Below are 332 nucleotides of genomic sequence, written 5' to 3'. Positions count from 1 at the left end.
GTTTCAGTCGGGCCGTAGCCGTTGAACAGGTAGGTCGGTTTGAGCGCGCGCCACGCCAGGTCGTAACTGGCCTGGGCGACCGCGTCACCACCAAAGCAGTACACACGCACCTCAGGTGGGTTGCCGTCACGCTCGGCATGTTCGGCCAGCTGTTGCAGGTACACCGGCGGGAACACCGCCATGGTCACGTTATGGCGATGCATTTGCTGGTAGGTGTATTCCGGCAGCCACAGGCTGTCGTCACGGATCAACACGCTGGCGCCGTTGATCAACGGGTGCATCCAGCCTTCGTGGGAGCCGTCGAAGGCGAACGACATGAAGTGCAGTTCGCA

The 332-nt window shown here is 61.7% G+C and carries 1 protein-coding gene; it reads right to left on the bottom strand.

Annotated elements, in window-relative coordinates:
* The coding region (locus tag HX823_RS31715) for an AMP-binding protein (protein ID WP_177078593.1) at window positions 1-332 on the bottom strand (332 nt) is incomplete at both ends.

It is taken from the genome of Pseudomonas sp. P7759 (assembly GCF_013386445.1).
GTDB classification, from domain to species: Bacteria; Pseudomonadota; Gammaproteobacteria; order Pseudomonadales; family Pseudomonadaceae; genus Aquipseudomonas; species Aquipseudomonas azotoformans_A.
This window is presented reverse-complemented; position numbering and strand designations above follow the sequence as displayed.